The organism is Aurantiacibacter gangjinensis, assembly GCF_001886695.1.
GTDB classification, from domain to species: Bacteria; Pseudomonadota; Alphaproteobacteria; order Sphingomonadales; family Sphingomonadaceae; genus Alteraurantiacibacter; species Alteraurantiacibacter gangjinensis.
In genome coordinates this window covers 1042828-1058504 of sequence record NZ_CP018097.1, presented here as the reverse complement: position 1 = coordinate 1058504, position 15677 = coordinate 1042828, and the positions used below count along the sequence as shown (strand labels likewise).

At 63.5% G+C, this 15677-nt stretch carries 9 protein-coding genes; 3 read left to right on the top strand and 6 right to left on the bottom strand.

Annotation, left to right across the window (positions count from 1 at the left end; genetic code table 11):
* Nucleotides 1-32 precede the first annotated feature (32 nt).
* From gcvPA to BMF35_RS05180, 3 genes are all read left to right on the top strand, one after another.
* Entirely contained in the window at nucleotides 33-1394 is a 1362-nt protein-coding gene (gcvPA, locus tag BMF35_RS05190; protein WP_047007649.1) for an aminomethyl-transferring glycine dehydrogenase subunit GcvPA, read from the top strand.
* Between the two features lie 5 nt (nucleotides 1395-1399).
* A complete protein-coding gene (gene gcvPB / locus BMF35_RS05185; protein WP_236781588.1) occupies nucleotides 1400-2956 on the top strand; it encodes an aminomethyl-transferring glycine dehydrogenase subunit GcvPB in 1557 nt (518 codons plus the stop codon).
* A gap of 149 nt (nucleotides 2957-3105) precedes the next feature.
* Nucleotides 3106-4746 (top strand): pre-peptidase C-terminal domain-containing protein, encoded by a 1641-nt coding sequence (locus BMF35_RS05180; RefSeq protein WP_047007188.1) that lies wholly within the window; start codon nucleotides 3106-3108, stop codon nucleotides 4744-4746.
* 81 nt (nucleotides 4747-4827) lie between these two features.
* Here BMF35_RS05180 and BMF35_RS05175 read toward each other — a convergent pair whose 3' ends face one another.
* The 6 genes from BMF35_RS05175 to BMF35_RS05150 form a co-directional block, all read right to left on the bottom strand.
* Complete coding sequence (locus BMF35_RS05175) at nucleotides 4828-6261, bottom strand: sugar MFS transporter (protein ID WP_047007648.1); 1434 nt, start codon at nucleotides 6259-6261, stop codon at nucleotides 4828-4830.
* 68 nt (nucleotides 6262-6329) lie between these two features.
* Entirely contained in the window at nucleotides 6330-8804 is a 2475-nt protein-coding gene (locus BMF35_RS05170) for a glycoside hydrolase family 3 protein (protein WP_236781567.1), read from the bottom strand.
* 73 nt (nucleotides 8805-8877) lie between these two features.
* Nucleotides 8878-10110, bottom strand: coding sequence for an MFS transporter (locus BMF35_RS05165; protein ID WP_047007187.1), 1233 nt, complete (start codon nucleotides 10108-10110; stop codon nucleotides 8878-8880).
* Nucleotides 10107-11165, bottom strand: a complete 1059-nt coding sequence (locus BMF35_RS05160; protein WP_047007186.1) for a LacI family DNA-binding transcriptional regulator — start codon at nucleotides 11163-11165, stop codon at nucleotides 10107-10109. The genes BMF35_RS05165 and BMF35_RS05160 overlap by 4 nt, the downstream gene beginning before the upstream one ends.
* A gap of 6 nt (nucleotides 11166-11171) precedes the next feature.
* A complete protein-coding gene (locus BMF35_RS05155; RefSeq protein WP_082115727.1) occupies nucleotides 11172-12128 on the bottom strand; it encodes a glycoside hydrolase family 16 protein in 957 nt (318 codons plus the stop codon).
* 183 nt (nucleotides 12129-12311) lie between these two features.
* Nucleotides 12312-15554 (bottom strand): TonB-dependent receptor, encoded by a 3243-nt coding sequence (locus BMF35_RS05150; protein ID WP_236781566.1) that lies wholly within the window; start codon nucleotides 15552-15554, stop codon nucleotides 12312-12314.
* Nucleotides 15555-15677 lie beyond the last annotated feature (123 nt).

The following is a 15677-nucleotide window of genomic DNA, read 5'->3' as shown; positions in this document are numbered from 1 at the left end:
CCTCTAAAGAGGAGGGGGTGCAAGGATAGATGATGCGCTACCTCCCTCTTACCGACACCGACCGCGATGCGATGCTCGCCAAGATCGGCGCGGCCAGCGTCGATGCGCTGTTCGACGATGTGCCGTCCGACCTTTACCTGAAGGGCCCGGTCGAAGGCCTGCCGCTCCATGCCAGCGAGATGGCGGTCGAAAAGCACATGCGTCGCCTGTCCAAGCAGAACCTCGCGGCGGCAGACGCGGCGTTTTTCTGCGGTGCGGGGGCGTATCGCCATCATGTGCCGGCCAGTGTCGATCATATCATCCAGCGCGGCGAATTCCTGACCGCCTACACGCCCTACCAGCCGGAAATCGCGCAGGGCACGCTGCAGATGCTGTTCGAGTTCCAGACGCAGGTCGCGCGCCTCTATGGCTGCGCAATCGCCAATGCCTCGCTCTACGATGGCTCGACCGCATGCTGGGAAGCGGTCGCCATGGCTGGCCGCGTCACGCGCCGGAAGCGCGTCGTTCTCTCGGGCGCGCTGCACCCGCATTACGCCGAGGTGGTGCGCACCATGGCGAAGTTCACCGAAGACCGGATCGCGGGCGCACGTCCCAGCCTCACCGCCATGCCGGACGATGACGGCCTGATCGCGCGCATCGATGACCAGACATCGTGCGTCGTTGTGCAATATCCCGACGTGCTGGGCCGACTGTCCGACCTGCAGCGCATCGCCGATGCCGCGCACGATGCGGGCGCATTGCTGGTGGTGGTGAATACCGAACCGGTGGCGCTCGGCGCGATCGAGGCGCCGGGCAATCTCGGCGCGGATATCGTGTTGGGCGAAGGCCAGTCGATTGGCGTGGGTCTGCAATTCGGCGGGCCGTATCTCGGCCTGTTTGCGGTCACCAATCCCAAGCATGTGCGCCAGATGCCGGGCCGTCTGTGCGGCGAGACAGTGGATGCCGACGGCAAGCGCGGTTTCGTGCTGACGCTCTCCACGCGCGAGCAGCATATCCGCCGCGAAAAGGCGACGAGCAACATCTGCACCAATAGCGGCCTGTGCGCGCTGGCCTTCTCCGTCCACATGACACTGCTGGGCGACAAGGGCCTAACCGCGCTGGCGGCGGAAAACCACCGCCTCGCCGCCATCGCGGCGGACCGACTTGCCAAGGTGCCGGGCGTTACCGTGCTCAACGATCACTTCTTCAACGAATTCACGCTGATGCTGGATGGCGATGCGCGGCAGATCGTGCGCGATCTTGCGGATGACGGCGTGCTCGCAGGCGTGTCGCTCACCCGCCTCTTCCCCGATGCCGAAGGGCTGGAGAATGGATTGCTGGTCGCGGTCACAGAGACGACGACCGAGGAAGATATCGAAACCCTTGCCTCCGCGCTTCAGGAGAAGCTGTCATGAACAAGATGAATGCCAGTGGCTGGAAGCCCGGAACGCCCGTACCCTCCGACAGCGATGCCAGGCATCCCACCGTGACGGGCAACAGGGCGCTGATGCTGGAAGAGCCGCTGATCTTCGAGATCGGCTCGACCGACACGTATGGCGTCGACCTGCCGGAACCATCGGGCGAGGCATCGCCGCGCCTCGGCAAGTTCGCGCGCAAGAACGGCACCGGCCTGCCCGGCCTTTCCGAGCCGCAGACGGTGCGCCATTATACGCGCCTCAGCCGCCAGAATTATGCCATCGACCTCGGCCTGTTCCCGCTCGGCAGCTGCACGATGAAGCACAATCCGCGCCTCAACGAGAAAGTCGCGCGCATGCCCGGCTTTGCCGATGTGCACCCGCTCCAGCCGACCAGCACCGTGCCCGGCGCGCTCGGCGTGATCGACGAGCTGGCGCACTGGCTGGTGGAACTGACCGGCATGGACGCGGTCGCGATGAGCCCCAAGGCCGGTGCCCATGGCGAATTGTGCGGTATCCTGTGCATCCGCGCTGCGCTGGAAGCTCGCGGCGATGCGCGCGAGGTCGTGCTGGTGCCCGAAAGCGCGCATGGCACCAATCCGGCGACTGCCGCCTTTGCCGGCTACAAGACCGAGGATATCCCCGCTGACAAGGATGGCAGAGTCGATCTCGAAGCACTGAAGGCACGTCTCGGCCCCGATGTGGCGGCGGTGATGATCACCAATCCCAACACATGCGGCCTGTTCGAACGCGACATGAAGGCGATTTCCGATGCGGTGCACGAGGCTGGCGGGCTGGTCTATTGCGACGGCGCGAACTTCAACGCCATCATGGGCCGTGTGCGCCCTGGCGATCTCGGCGTCGACGCGATGCACATCAATTTGCACAAGACCTTCTCCACCCCGCATGGCGGCGGTGGGCCGGGTTCCGGCCCGGTCGTGCTGTCCAGAGCGCTGGCCCCCTTTGCCCCGCTGCCTTTTGTGATGAAGGATGCCGACAGCGGCGAACTTCGCCTGATCGAGGAAGAGAATGCGGGCGAGGAGCTGGCGCAGAGCTTTGGCCGGATGACTGCCTTCCACGGGCAGATGGGCATGTTCACCCGCGCGCTGACCTACATACTCAGCCACGGGGCCGACGGTTTGCGACAGGCTGCAGGCGATGCGGTGCTCAACGCCAATTACATCCTGCGCAGCCTCGATGATGTGCTGGATGCACCATTCGGCGAAGCCGGCCCCTGCATGCACGAGGCGCTTTTCAGCGACGAGACGTTCGCCGAAGGCATCTCCACGCTCGATCTTGCCAAGGGTCTGATCGACGAGGGCTTCCACCCCATGACTATGTATTTCCCGCTGGTGGTGCATGGCGCGATGCTGGTGGAGCCGACCGAAACGGAGAGCAAGGACGCGCTCGACCAGTTCATCATGGCAATGCGCTCGCTGGCAGAGCGGGCGAAAAATGGCGACGAAACGCTGAAGACAGCGCCGCACCATGCGCCGCGATCCCGGCTGGACGAGGCGCACGCGGCGCGCAAACCCGTGCTCAGCTGGCTGCCTGCGCAATAGAATAGCCCGTTTGGGCTATGTCGGGCGCGGCCCTCCCGATCTAAGGGAGCGCCGCGCCTTTCGCGCATTTATCGACATGGAATTTCGATTTCGTTCAGGATCGCCCTGCCATAGGGTGATAACACACGATCTTTGAAGCGGGGGCTTACATGATGAAACGCGTTCTTCTTGGCGGTGCTGGTGTCATCGCGCTGGCAGCTGCGGCGACTGGCCTTGCAGGCGCTTCGGAAAATGCCGGAGCCGATGCGGCAGTAGAGTTCACCAAGGCCGAAACAGGCATTGCCGACAAGCAGGGCCGCAAGCCTGCGCAATCGCGCGGCGGACCGATCGAGCTTGGCCAGCATGTGCGCGGCTCGCTCTCCGGCAATACGCATACCTACACGATGGAAGCCGAAGCAGGCCAGCGCCTGCGCATGGTGCTGACGTCCGACGATTTCGACACCGTGCTGCGCGTCACCGGCCCAAATGGTTTCAGCGTCGAGAATGACGATGCCTCGGGCGCGGCCTCCACGCTCAACAGCGCCATCGATGCGCAGCTTCCGTCCAGCGGCACATACAGCATCAGCGTGATGAGCTATGGCGACCAGGGCTCTGGCGCATACCAGCTGATGTCGATGGATGCCGCCAATCCGGTGCCCGCCGACTACACGCCTGCCCGCATCATGATCGGCCAGACGCTCACCGGATCGCTCTCCACCGACGATGCGCCCACACTGACCGGCGGCACGACCGATTACTGGCAGTTTTCGGGGCGCGCGGGCGACCGGGTAACCGTCGCCATCGAGTCCGACAGCATCGATCCGTATCTGACGCTCTATCTGCCCGATGGCCGTACCGAAGAGAATGACGACCGCGGCGGGCTGGACGATCTCAACAGCCAACTTTCCGTCACCCTTCCGGTGGATGGCGTGTACACGATCGGCGCAGGCAGCTTCGCGCCGGGCATGACTGGCGACTACAATGTCATCGTGCGTGCAGCGGATACGGGCACCCGCACGGTGATGCCCAGCAGCGGCGCGGCGCAGGTCTATGCGCTGAGCGTGGGCGTTTCGGAATATGAGCGGATCAGCCCGCTGACACGCACCGATGAAGACGCCATGCGCGTCAACGCAGCGCTGCGTGAAAACGGCATGCTGGCACCCGAAAGCGTGACGCTGATCGATGGCGACGCCACGCGCGCCAATTTCCAGCGTCACCTGACGACCATGACCGAGGCAATGGGCCCGGACGATACGCTGATGATCTTCTTCTCCGGACACGGCGAAAAGGTGGAGAACATGACCACCGAGAGCGATGGTAGCGCGGAAACCATCGAGCTGTTCGATGCGGCGCTCTACGATTACGAACTGGCCGGGATGCTCGACGATGTCGATGCCCGCGTGCTGCTGGTGATCGATGCCTGTTTCGCAGGCGGCTTCAACAATGTGATCGACGATCGCATCAACCGCATGGGCGTGTTCAGTTCGGACGAGGATACGCTGAGCCTGGTCGCCGATGGCGAGAAAGCGGGCGGCTATATCTCCGAGATCTTCCGCCGCGCGCTGGAAGGCGGGGCCGACATGAATTCCGACCGCGCCATCGAGGCAGGCGAGCTGAGCGAATTCATGCGCCGCGAATTCTATCGCATGGTGCTGGACGAGCCCTTGCAGACCGATGCCGAGGACTTCCGCGACCACCAGGTACCCGGCTGGCAGCACATCGTTGTCGACCGCGGCGGTGACGGCATGCCGCACCAGCAGGTGCTGATGAATTTCGGCAGCGCCGATCCGGCGCGGATCGCCAGCCGCTAGGCAATTACAGCGATATCGCCCTAACGAGAAAGGGCGGCGAGGGATGACCTCGCCGCCCTTTTCGTTTGCGATGTTTCGCGATCAGGCCGCTGTCGTCGCGGGCCGCCGTGCGAAGACACCGAAGGCCGCGATGATGGCATAGCAGACGATCGGGATGATCATGGCGAAGGCGAGATTCCCGCCCGTCGCATCGGCCACCACGCCGTAAAGCAGCGGCACGACCGCGCCGCCGAAGATCGCGACATTGATGATGCCCGAACCGTCCGCCGCTTTCGACCCCAGCTTCTCGCAAGCGAGGGAGAAGATGGTGGGGAACATGATCGAGTTCATCAGGCCAACCGCCAGCAGGCTGTAGGCCGCCACCTCGCCGCTGGTCTGCGTCGAGATGATAATGAGCGTAATCGCGCCGATGGCGTTGAAGGCGAGGATCTTGCCCGGGCTGAAAATGCGCAGGAAATACGATCCGATGAAGCGGCCCACCATCGCGCCGCCCCAATAAAGCCCGATCATCGAACCGATGACTTCCTCAGGCTCGCCCAGCACGCGCTCGGTCGAGAGGTAATTGATGACCACGGACCCGATGGACACCTCGGCCCCGACATAGAGGAAAATGCACAGCGCGCCGAAGCTGAAGCGCGTGCGCTTGAGCAGGGCATTGTCGTAGAGCCAGATGGCGGGCGCCAGCAGGATGAAGATCATGCCGAGCCATGCGTTGACCTGGATGGCCAGGAACGCGCCGAGCGCTACCAGGGCGAGGCCAACGAGATAGCGACCGTTCGAAACGAGCTGCCCCTCACCCATCAGCTTGGCATCGTGCGGCAGGCGATTGCGGAAGGCCCACACGGCCGCTGCCACCAGCGCAATCAGCGCGGCAACGCCCAGATAGCCCTGCCAGATCGCGCGGCTGCCCTGCTGGCGGTATTCCTGCAATTCGGCACCGGTGAACTGGTCCGCACTCACATCGGCAAGACTGCCGAGGATGACGATGGCGCCCACGATGGGGAAGACCGTCGTGCCCAGCGAATTGAACGCCTGCGCGAAGGTCAGCCGGCTATGCGTCGTCGATGGCGGGCCGAGCAGGCTGATGAGCGGATTGGCCACGACCTGCACGATCACCACGCCGCTGGCGAGGATGAACAGTGCGCCGAGGAAGATGGCATAAGTCGCGTTCTGGCTGGCGGGAATGAAGAGCAGGCAACCGACGATCATCGTCACCAGCCCGGCCACCGCGCCGCGCATATAGCCGATCTTTTTGACCAGCTTTGCGCCGGGAATACCGATCAGCAAATAGGCTGCGAAGAAGCAGAACTGGATCAGCATCGCTTCGGTCCAGCTGAGCGTGAACAACTCGCGCAGCTTGGGGATCAGCACATCGTTGAGCGAGGTAATCCCGCCGAAGATAAAGAACAGGCCGAATACGAAATATTGCAGGCCCGGTGCGTTCACCGGCGGCGTGTCGTCATCCACCAGCGGCTTGGGATCCGTGCTGCTCGAAACGTCTGGCGCAAGGGCCATAATACTCTCCCCGATCATCGGGCCGGTGTCATGCCGGTCCCGCCAATTCCCGTGTGTCCGTCACTTGCTCAGAAAGAGCAAGCGGTTCCTTCCGGCAGTTCCTCGCGCGTGATGCTGGAGATCGCGAAGGTAAGCTGCGATCCGGTGGCGAACTCGATCCGCTGCCCCAGACCGGGCGCACATTCTTCGCTAATTACCATTTCACGCCAGCCCTTGCCTGCCGCATTCTGGAACTGCATCGTTACATCCAGGCGGGTCGCCGTGTCACCATCTCCCACGATGAGCGTAACCGGACCCGCAGGGCGTTCCTCCACGCGGTAGGCGATGCGATAACCGCCGCTGCCCGTGCCATCCTGCCGTATGCCGAAGCGAGCGCCGGGTTGCATCGCGATCTCGCGCGCATCTTCCTGCGCGTTGCGATCGATGCCGCGCATCGTCACGCCTGCCGGGCTGGAAGACCCGCGCATCTGGATGAGCACATCGTCCGCAATGGTCAGCGCGCCGCCTGCCGCATAGGCATTCACACCGGTTGCAAGGCGGCCCGAGGTGAACAGGTCTGCCCCGTCGCGCTCTTCCAGCAGGCTGCAGCTTTCGCCCAGCTCGCCGCGATTGCCGGTCTCGCGTGTAGAAAGGCCATAGCCGACGGCAAACAGCGCGCCCTCGGCCTGGTTGAGCGGGCGGCCGATGCAATCGTTCGGCCAGCTGAAGGATAGCCGACCCGTCGCCTGCACCGCGCCTGTCAGGATATCGGCGACGCCCGCGCCTTCGCTGCCGGGAAGCCACGATGCGACGAAGGCATTCGCGGCATTCATCTCGCGGTTCATCCACATCGGACGGCCCGAAAGGAATACGGCGACGGTCGGAATGCCCTGTTCGCGGAAACCGCGCAGCAGGTTCAGCCCTTCCTCGTCACGAAAGGCCATATCCGGCCTGTCTCCGGCAAATTCGGCGTAAGGCCGCTCTCCGAATACGACGACGGCGACATCCGGCCTTGTGGTGAAGCTGCCGTCTTCGGAAAGCGTGGCGGTGCCTCCGCCCGTGGTTACGGCCATTTCCAGCCCGTCCCAGATGGAGGTTGCGCCGGGAAAAATCGCGTCCGCTATTCCCGCGGACCGGCCCATTTCGCCTTCGAGGCCGCCCTGCCATTCGAGCGTCCAGCCGCCCGATGCCTGGCCGATATCGTCGGCGGCCGATCCTGCGACCAGCACATCCATGCCCGGTGCCAGCGGCAGGATGCCATCATTGGTGAGGATCACCTGCGAGGCGGCCACGGCCTCGCGCGCGAGTGCACGGTGCTGCGGAGAGCCAAGCAGCGCAAACTGGCCGCCCACGCCGCGCTCGGACGGGCGCGCCGCATCCGCACCGAGGATGCCTGCACGGTATTTCACCCGCAATACGCGCGTGACGGCTTCGTCCACGCGCGCCATCGGGATCGTGCCGTCATTCACCTGCGCGATCAGGTTTTCCATCAGGCCGCGCCAGTCATCGGGCACCATATAGATGTCGAGGCCGGCCAGCAGCGATTGCGGACAATCGGTGACCGTGCACCCTTGCACCTGGCCGTGGCCGTTCCAGTCGCCGACCACCAGCCCATCGAACCCCATCTGCCCGCGCAAGACATCGGTCAGCAACATCTCGTTGCCATGCATCTTGCGACCGTTGATGGAATTGAAGCTCGCCATCACCGATTCCACGCCGGCGTCGATAGCGGCGGGATAGGGACGGCCGTGAACTGCCAGCAATTCGTCGATGTCGCCATTGACATCGCCCTGGTCGACGCCCTGTTCGGTGCCGCCATCGCCAAAGAAGTGCTTGGCCGTCGCGATCACCCGCCCGGTGCCGAGAAAGTCGTCCGCCTGTGGATTGCCCTGAAGCCCCTCCACCAGCGCCGCGCCCATGCGCGCCACGATGTCGGGGTCTTCGGAATAGCTTTCATAGGTCCGGCCCCAGCGATCGTCCTGCGCGACGGCGACGGTGGGGGAGAAGTTCCAGTCGATGCCGGTTACTTCGATCTCGATGGCAGTGGCATGGCCGATGCGGCGCACCAGATCGGCATCGCCTGTGGCGCCGAGGCCGATATTGTGCGGGAAGATCGTCGCCCCCACCACATTGGTGTGGCCGTGGACGGCATCGGTGCCCCACATGGTCGGGATTACCGGCTCGCCATTGGGCAAGGGGCGCACCGATGCATCATACATCTCGTCGGCATAGCGCAGCCATTCGGATGCCGGCGCGAACTCGTCGCCATAGGGGCCGCCATTGCCGCCGTTGAGATAGCTGCCGAAACGGTAGCGCTCCATGTCTTCGGGCGTGAAGGAATTGATCTGCGGCTGAATCAGCTGGGCGATCTTGCGCTCCAGCGACATGCGCGAAACGAGGTCTGCGATGACCGCATCCTCTTCGCTCATCGCTGTCGGTGCTGCGCTTTCGATGGCAGCGGTAGCCGGGCCGTCTGCCGGCACGGCAGCGCAGGCTGACAATCCCAGAGCCAGGGCTGCCGTCGAAATCACGGCCCTCATCGTGCGGTTGGCGCGCATAATCATCCTCTTCCCGTCCGAGCTTCTCTTTTTGAGAACGTTCTCAACGAACGAGCAATCGCACGGCTTTTTGCGAAAATCAAGCGGCTTGATCCGTGCGCGGCACGGTAAAAAGCAGCATGGCGGCGAGCGCTGCAAGCCCGGCGAGAAGCGTGAAAAATCCCGGAAATCCGAGGCGCGGCACCAGGTCGAGCGACAGCCCCGCCATGACGAGGGCGGGAAGCGTGTTGGTCAGGTTGAAAATGCCGAGGTCGCGCCCGCGACGCTGCGGCAGCGGCAACACGCGCAAGGTCTGCGCAATATGGAGCGACAGGAACATCGAGGTGACGAGCCCGAACAGCGTATAGGCGATGATGGCGGGCAACAGTGTCTGCGCGCTGGCCATCAGCAACAGTGCGATGGCCGTTACGGCCGCAGCGATGGCGAGCGGGAAGATCGGCCGCCCTGCCTTGTCGCTCCACCGACCCACCAGCAGCGTGAGGGGCACCGCCACCAGCAGCACCCCGCCGAAGACCTGCGCCGTATCGTCATCGCCGAAATCGGGAGAGATGCTGCGGAACCAGGTGTAGAGATAAGCGAACAGCGCCGCCTCGGCGATCTGCATCAGGAAGCGCGCGAGCCACATGCGGGCGACCACGCCGCGCTTGTAGCGGCCCTGTCGCGCCGGATCGCGCAGCTCCTCTGCCGTGCGCGGGCGCATCAATTTTGGCATGGGCCGCGGTCTTCCGAACAACAGAACGGGCAGCACGCAAACCGCCACCATGACAGCCACCAGGGCCAGCCGTTCGTCCGCAGTGGCAAGGCCTTCTATCGTCACGATTGCACCGGCAGCGGCACCCAGCCCGGGCGAGAGCGCCAGAAGGCCGCCGGGGAGGCCTTTCTGGTGATCCGGCACAGTGTCGCCTGCAAGCGCGGCAAGCGGGCTGAGCATCATGTTGAGCGAAACCTGCCAGGCGACGAGCAATACCAGCAAGATCGGCAGATCGTCCGCCAACGCCATGGCGAGCAGCAGGCCGCAGCTGGATACGAGGCCTGCCAGGATCCATGGCGTGCGGGTCCGGGTCCGGTCGGACAACCAGCCGAAAGCGATATTGGCGATGCTGGCCGCGATGGCGCCTGCTAAGAAGCAATAGGCCAGCCATTCGACTTGCTCGGCCTGTCCGCCAGCCATCAGCTCGACCCGCACGGGCAGCAAAATGGTGAGGAAGGGCATGTAGGCCGTAGCCCCGCCGGCAGCGGCGAGCGCATAGAGCCAGAGATAGCGCAGCGACTGGCTTTCGCCGGTTATGTGCGCCGATGCGGCGGAGGTCATCCCTTGCTTCGCGGCGCGGAAACGGACTGGCGCTCTACCAGCGTTCCCGGAATCACCACCGGCATTTCCGGCATATCCTCGCCACGCTGTGCCTTGATAAGCAGCTCGACCGCCGTCGACACCGTACGCGCAACGGGCTGGTCGACAGCCGTCAATGCCGGTTGCACAAAACGGGTCACCGGAGAATTGTCGAAGCTGATGATCGAGATGTCGCCCGGCACCGCCATGCCCAGCGCATGCGCCACGGCATTGGTCGCGAGCGCCATCTGGTCGTTGCTGGCGATAATGGCAGTCGGTCGGTCGGCTGCCCCCAGCAGATCGCGCGCGGCCTTTTCGCCGGACGCGTAAGTCCAGTCGCCCCGCACGCACAGGCCTTCGACCTCGTAGCCAGCCGCCGACATGCTCTCTTCCCAGCCATCCTTGCGCCAGCCGCTGACCGCGTATTCGTCCGGCCCGGCGATAAAGCCGATGCGTTCATGGCCTTTGTCGATCAGGTGCTGGGTCGCCATCGCCGCCAGCTTGTCGTCGCCCATGGTGATCGCGATATGGCCGCCATTCTTGCGCGATCCGATGCGCGCGAAACGGATGCCCTCTTCCTCCAGCACATCGGTGATGAGCGTGTTGTCGGAATGCGGCGGGGTGAGAACGACGCCATCGGGTTGCAGGGCTGCAATCGCCGCGCGCAATTCGCGCTGCACATGGTCGCTGTGCGTGTCGACCAGCTCGAATATCAGGCGATACCCGTATTCGGCGCATTTCAGCATGCCGCCCAGCAGCATCTGGTCCACCCAGTCGCGTCCTTCGCGCGCGCGCCAATCCTCGATGGTCCGGTCGCGATCATTGAGCGCGAGGATGAGGTAGGAGCGCGATCCGCTCATCCGCTGCGCCGCGATCGAAGGCACATAGCCGAGGCGGTCGATGCTTTCCTGCACCCGCTTTTTCATCGCCGGGCGGACATTCGCCTCGTTATTGATGACACGGCTTACGGTCTGCAGCGAAACGCCTGCATCGGCGGCCACATGCTTGATCGTTACGGATTGCCGGCGACGTGCCACTTGCGATTATTCCCCCACGCAGCCCCGACCCGTAGCCGGATCGGCATCGCATTCATAGACGCGCACCCAGTCGACTTCCATCCGTTTGGGAAAGCCTGAATCCGAAACCCCGCCGAGTCCCTGGCTCTCCGGCCAGCGACCGCCGACGGCGAGATTGAGGATGAGGTGGAAGGCGCGGTCGAACGGCGCATCGGGCGCGGTGGTTGCACTGGTGAACCAGTCCGCAGAGGTCATGCTGGCAAAGGCTTCGCCATCGACGGTCCAGATGATCCGGCCCTGCTCCCACACAATGCCATACGTGTGAAACTCGCCGTCGATCAGGCCAGGGAAAGACAAGTCCGTGCCACGGTTTGCATTGTCCGGCCACTGGCCGCCGAAATGCAGCGTGCCGTAAATCGAATTCTCCCCGCCCGCTTCGCAGCCCGGACAGGTCACGCCGGGATTGACCGTTTCCAGGATGTCGATCTCTCCGGAGGCTGCCCAGCTGCCATAATGGCTCTCTTCCGGCAGCATCCAGATGGCCGGCCACATGCCCTGCCCTTGCGGGAAACGGGCACGGATTTCAAAGCGGCCATAGGTCCAGCTGGCGAGGTTCTCGCTCGTCACCTTGCCCGATGTGTAGGGCTTGCTGCGCTGTTCGTTAGGGTCGACGCCCCCCGGGCCGAAGCTGGCAGGCCATGCGGGCCCGGTCCATTGCTCGCTGCGCGCGGTCAGGACCAGCGTGCCGTTTTCCAGCCGCACATTTTCTGGACGCGGCGTGTAACACTGCCGTTCCTCATTGCCGCCGCCCCAGCAATCGTTCGACGCCGTCCAGTTCGCAGGGTCGAGAGTAGTGCCGTCGAATTCGTCGCTCCACACGAGCTGCCAGCTTCCGGTCGCGGTGGTCGGTGTCGGTGTGGGGGTTGCCGTGGCAATCGGCTGTGGTGCCGGACCGGAGGACGAACCACCGCCGCATCCAGCCATCAGCGCCGATGCCGCAAGCGACGAGATGACGGCTCGCCGGACCCGGCTCTCGCCTTTCCCATTGCTGTTTATCGCCACCATGACCGGCATCCTTATCCGTTTCGGCTTTGCATAAAAAAGGGCCCTTGCGCGAAATATCGCGCAAGGGCCCATGAAAGTCCTCTGTCCGGAGGAGCTCCGACGTTAAAAGTCGAAACGGACGAGGAAGGTAAAGCGACGGTCGTTGCGGAACGCGGAGCGCGTCACGCGGGTGCCGTCGAAGTCGAAAACCTGGCTGGTATTGGTCACTTCATCCAGCAGGTTCACGCCCTGCACACCGATCTTGATCGAGTCGGTCAGGTCGTAGAAAATCGACGCATCGAGCTGCCCGGTGCTTTCGCCATAGATGGGCGAGAACGGGAAGATCACGTCACGCGGCGTCTGCAGGAAGTCCGACCGCCAGTTATAGGCAGCACGGGCCGAGATGCCGTACATCTCGTAGAACAGCACCGCGTTGATGGTGTGTTCGGAGATACCGGCCAACGGCAAGCCCGCAGCAAACGGGCTCTGCTCCGCACCCAGCGTATTGTTGGCGAACTCGCCGCCGTCGACATATGTATAGGTGAAGACCGTGCCCAGGCCGGCCAGCGGTCCGGGCAGGAAGTCGTACACCTGCTGGTGCGCGAATTCGACGCCATAGAGCGTGCCGTCTTCCAGGTTCACCGGCCCCTGCACCAGCACATCGGTGCTGACACCGCTGGGGCTGCTGAAGTTGCGGACATTCGCGCCGAAATTCTCGAGCTCGGAGATTTCCTTGGCAAACAATGACAGCGTAACCGAACCCACTTCGGCGAAATAGTACTCCGCCGAAAGGTCGTAATTCCAGCTCTCGGTAGGCCGCAGCAAGCGGTTGCCGGTGAAGATCTGGAACAACGGCCCGGTTTCCAGCGTGCCGCCCTGCCGCAGATTGTTGGTGTTGTCGAAAATGGCGCCGCCCGTGCGGTAAGCCGCGAGGTCGGGGCGGAAGATGCCGCGCGATACGGCACCGCGGAACAGCAGGCCGTTGTTGAGATCCAGCTTCACATTGAAGCTGGGCAGCCAGTTGTCATAGGTGACGTCTGCGCTGTCATCGATCACCTCACCGGTGAAGACGCTGGCGAACTGCGCCACGCGCGCATCGGAGAGCGAGCAGTAACCCGGCGCGATCTGTCCCGGCTGCACCTGGGTACAGCGACCGGTGATCTCTTCGGGCTGCACCACGCCGTCGCCATTGCCGACGGTGACACCGTTCACGGTGGTAGGCGTGTCGAAGAAATCGGGCAGCGGGAAGCTGATCTCGCCGTCGCTGCGCACGGTGGTTTCCACCCAGCGCAGGCCGATATTGCCCTGCAGCGTCGCGCCGCCGAAGTCCCGTTCGAAATCGACGCGGAGATAGGCTGCCAGCGTCTCTTCCTCGACATCGGAAATCTCGCCCGGCAGGAAAGGAGTCCCCGGCACGAGACCGGCGCGGCCGCCGATGAAGGGGCGACCTTCCGGCGTCAGCGTGAAGTCGCGGATATCCTGCAGGTCGCCGTCGAGCGAACCATTGAGATAGGCATCGACGAGGTTGTCGCCGCCATAGAAGATGGCTGCACCGCCCGGCGTCGGCGCAGGCGCGTTGCCGCGCTGGAAGTCGTCACCGAACGGGTTAAAAATGTCCGCCTGATCGGGAAAATCGATCGCGTAAGCTCCTCCGCCGGGAGGAAATGCTCCTGGTGGGAAGATACAACCTTCGGGGTTATTTGGATCCTGCGACGACCAACAACCATTGCGCCCAGTCCACGGCGCGCCGAGGTTGGACCAGTTGGAGAAGTTGGCCGTGCGGGTCGTGCGGGCGCGATCGCTCCAGCGCGCGCCGAAGCGGGCGCCGCGCAGAAAGCCGTTATCCGACAGGTCGTATTCGAAATCACCGCGCAAGGTATAAAGCTCGCCGTCATTCTCGACCTGGTTGTCGAGGTTAAACCAATAGAAGGTTCGCGACGGATCGGTGAAATAGTCACCGCCGCCACTCGTGCCCGGCTGCAGGAACTGGATCTGCGGGGTCTCAACGGAATTGTCGATGGCAATGTCGGAATAGGTCGAGGTCACCAGGATGATGCCGTCTTCCGACCGGTCGGAGCTGATGACCTGGCCTTCGAAATTGGCGCGGAAGCGATCAGTCAGCTCAAGATCGACATCTACAGAGAAATCTTCCGTGGTTGCGTCATCTTCGCGCTGGAAGCGCAGGTTTTCCGTTGGGATGCCTGGCCCGGCATTTTGCGTAAATGTTCCTGTTTGCAGTATGCCGCGTTCGTCGAATGTTGGCGTGATCCCTGCCACTGGCACAGGGAACAAAGTATCGTCGTTCACAAGCGCTAGAATAGAGAATTCGTTGAGCGAGCCTTCGACATCGGCGCGCAAATATTCGGCCGTGACGAGGAAGCGCCCGTCGAGGCTTTCGAACTGGGCGACTGCCGAATAGGCGTTGCGGTCGCGCGTCAGGTCCGTCGTGCGGACGCCGCCGCCCTTGGGCACGATAACCGTGCCTTCCGGCGGGAAGTTGCTGGCATCGGCAATCACGTCGCCCACGCCGCCCGAACTTACGGTCGAGGCGCGGAAGCAAGGGCCGTCGAGTGTCGGCGCGCGGTAGCAAGGGTCGGTAATCTGCGATGCGTCGGTGCGCGTCACCAGCTCCTGCTGGGCGTAGGCCAGCTGCAGGCCGAACGTTCCGATGCCGCTGTCGAATGTGTTGGATGCGAGGACGGAGAAGCCGGGCGACCATTCGTTCGCCAGATCGCCGACATTGGCCTCGATCGTGCCGGCGATGTTGAACCCGGGATTGTCCAGCGGGTTGCGCGTGACAAGATTCACCGTGCCCGAAATGCCGCCTTCGATCATGTCCGCGGTGGTGTTCTTGAACACCTCGACCCGGCCAAGGAGTTCGGGCGAAATGTCATTGAACGAGAGCACGCGTCCGCCATTGGCGGAGAAGATGTCGCGGCCATTCAGCTCGGAACGAACGAAAGGCAGGCCGCGAATGATGACGCCCGAACCCTCGACCGAGAAACGGTCCGGATCGTCGCGCTGTTCGAAGCGGGAGATGTTGACGCCCGGCACGCGCTGCAAAGCTTCGGCGACCGAACGGTCTGCCAGCGCGCCGATATCTTCAGCGGTGATGACATCGACGAAGGTGTCGGCATTTTCCTTGAAATCCTGCGCGGATTCGAGCGAGGCGCGGAAGCCCGAGACGACGATGGTATTCGTCGTTTCCTCTTCCTCTTCCTGCTCGACGCCGTCACCCGGCTCGCCGGCGTCCTGCGCCATCGCGACATTGCTGGTGGCCATGCACAGGGCCAGGCCGGACACGCCGGCCAGTGCGCGCACGCGACCTGCAGGCGACACATTTCGATTGTCGATACGAGCTTTCACAACTCTCTCCCCAATAATCCGCCCGGCTTTGCCGGATCGAATCGCTTCCAAGACCATGCCCAATCACTCACACGGGCAATCGAGGCTTGCATAACAGCGATGTTAGCGTTCACAAGAGCAAAA

What these genes read in the sequence shown, in the direction of transcription:
- BMF35_RS05155 (WP_082115727.1), bottom strand. Translation starts at nt 12,128, where the DNA reads ATGGCTGGATGCGGCGGTGGTTCGTCCTCCGGTCCGGCACCACAGCCG.
- gcvPA (WP_047007649.1), top strand. Translation starts at nt 33, where the DNA reads ATGCGCTACCTCCCTCTTACCGACACCGACCGCGATGCGATGCTCGCC.
- BMF35_RS05175 (WP_047007648.1), bottom strand. Translation starts at nt 6,261, where the DNA reads ATGGCCCTTGCGCCAGACGTTTCGAGCAGCACGGATCCCAAGCCGCTG.
- BMF35_RS05165 (WP_047007187.1), bottom strand. Translation starts at nt 10,110, where the DNA reads ATGACCTCCGCCGCATCGGCGCACATAACCGGCGAAAGCCAGTCGCTG.
- gcvPB (WP_236781588.1), top strand. Translation starts at nt 1,400, where the DNA reads ATGAATGCCAGTGGCTGGAAGCCCGGAACGCCCGTACCCTCCGACAGC.
- BMF35_RS05170 (WP_236781567.1), bottom strand. Translation starts at nt 8,804, where the DNA reads ATGATTATGCGCGCCAACCGCACGATGAGGGCCGTGATTTCGACGGCA.
- BMF35_RS05180 (WP_047007188.1), top strand. Translation starts at nt 3,106, where the DNA reads ATGATGAAACGCGTTCTTCTTGGCGGTGCTGGTGTCATCGCGCTGGCA.